The organism is Thiocystis violacea, from assembly GCF_016583575.1.
Taxonomy (GTDB): domain Bacteria; phylum Pseudomonadota; class Gammaproteobacteria; order Chromatiales; family Chromatiaceae; genus Thiocystis; species Thiocystis violacea.
The window spans coordinates 1-1,626 of record NZ_NRRG01000133.1 but is presented as its reverse complement, the minus strand read 5'-3'; the positions used below and the strand labels follow the sequence as shown (position 1 = coordinate 1,626).

General features: G+C 64.9%; 1 protein-coding gene. It reads right to left on the bottom strand.

The annotated features are described in order from the left end of the window. Positions 1 to 173: 173 nt before the first annotated feature. Positions 174 to 1,520 carry an IS1380 family transposase gene (locus CKO27_RS23745; protein WP_200377382.1) on the bottom strand — a complete coding sequence of 449 codons (1,347 nt, stop codon included), beginning with the start codon at positions 1,518 to 1,520 and terminating at the stop codon, positions 174 to 176. Positions 1,521 to 1,626: the final 106 nt, after the last annotated feature.

Genomic DNA, 1,626 nt, shown 5'->3' with positions numbered 1-1,626 from the left:
CAACGTCCTCTTGGCAAATAGCGATGCCGGAATTCATTTCAGCGACGCGAATAGCGCCCGGGCGGGGACGAATCGGTCCACGGAAGGGCGGTTGGGCGAGAAGCTGCGGGCGACAGACAAAAGGATACCGCCGCGGCGAGGCGCGAGTGCTGATGTGGCGGCAGCGATTGGAGCTAGGTACATGCCAGCTGCGTGTAGAGACGCCGAAAGATGGGCACCACCGGGCAGGCGTAGCCGAAGGCGAGCTTCAGCCGTCGCCCGGTGTGGATCAGGCGTGCGGCCAGGTACATCAGCTCCTGCATCACGGTGCGGATACGCCGGCGCTTGGCGCGGTGACGCGGCGGGGCGTCCGGGCCGAGCAGACCGGTTTGCCCGATCCAGCGCAGGATGTTGTAGGCGAGCACGGCGCAGGCGAGGACCAGGGCGTTGGTGGCGAACTTCCCCGAGGGCAGGCGCTCGATGTCGAGGTCGGTCTTGAACTCGCTGTGGTACTGCTCGGAGGTGCCGTGGTCGGCGTACAGGGCGATGATCGTCTGCTCATCGAACCACAGGCTCGTCCACCAGCCTTCGAGCTCGACCTCCGGGACCAGCAGTTGTTGCCCGTGCTTGTCGATGCGCCGCTCGATCACGCGCATGACCCGGCGCAAGGTGTAGGCGTAGCCGTCGTGGGTGCGCGTCTCGAGCACATCGAACAGCGCGACCCGCTTGCCCGGGCGCGGCTCGCTCCACTCGCCGTGCTCCTCGGCGTAGGCGAGCCACTGCTCGGGACTTTCCTGGCGCGGATTCCACTTGATCAGGTAGTGGACCTGGGCCGCGCGCTCGTCTTGCTCGTTGTGCGCCTCGATCACGGCGATATTCTCGATGGCATCGTTGCCCCCGTCGAGGCGCACCAGCAAGGGGGCGGCGGTCAGCGGCCGGGCACGCCCCAGCACGCGGGCGAGAAACTGTGGGGTGCCTTTCTGGCAGTGCTGGCTGCCGGCACGCAGCTCCAGCTCCAGGCAGTAGCCCTCCTGGGCCAGATAGGCCGCCATCGGGGCGTAGCCGTCCATGCCTTTGTAGGTACGCGAGACGCCCTCCTTCTTCGACTGGGAGTTGTCGAAGGGCGTGACATCGCAATCCAGCGGCATCAAGCCGTTGCCCAGCGGCGTCAGCTTGGCCCCGCTGCGCTTGAGAAATGCGATGACCGCGTCCTCCACGACACGCCTGTACCCTGCGGCATGGGCATCCATGCGCTGGCGCAGGATGCCCTCGGAGGGGACCTGCTCGAGGCCGAGCGCTGTCGCGAAGAACTCGTCCTCTCGGAACCCATTGATCGCCTCGAAGTCGCTCTTGCCTAGACACAGCAGCGCCACATAGCACGACAGCATATTGGCGTGGCTCATGGCGTCGCTCCGCAGCGGCGATACCGCCGCAGCATCCGCCGCCAGGTTGGTGCGCTCATTCAACGCCACGCCAATGAGACCAAGACCCGCGTGGGAGGTAAGATCCGCCTCGGATTCCGTGATGATGAAACGTCGCAACTTGTCACCTGCCGGGTGAGCCCTAGAATGGGCGTATTTTACCTCCATCCTCTTGTTATGTAACGGGAATTCTTGGAAGACGGTTCATTCAGTTCACGGAACCAGG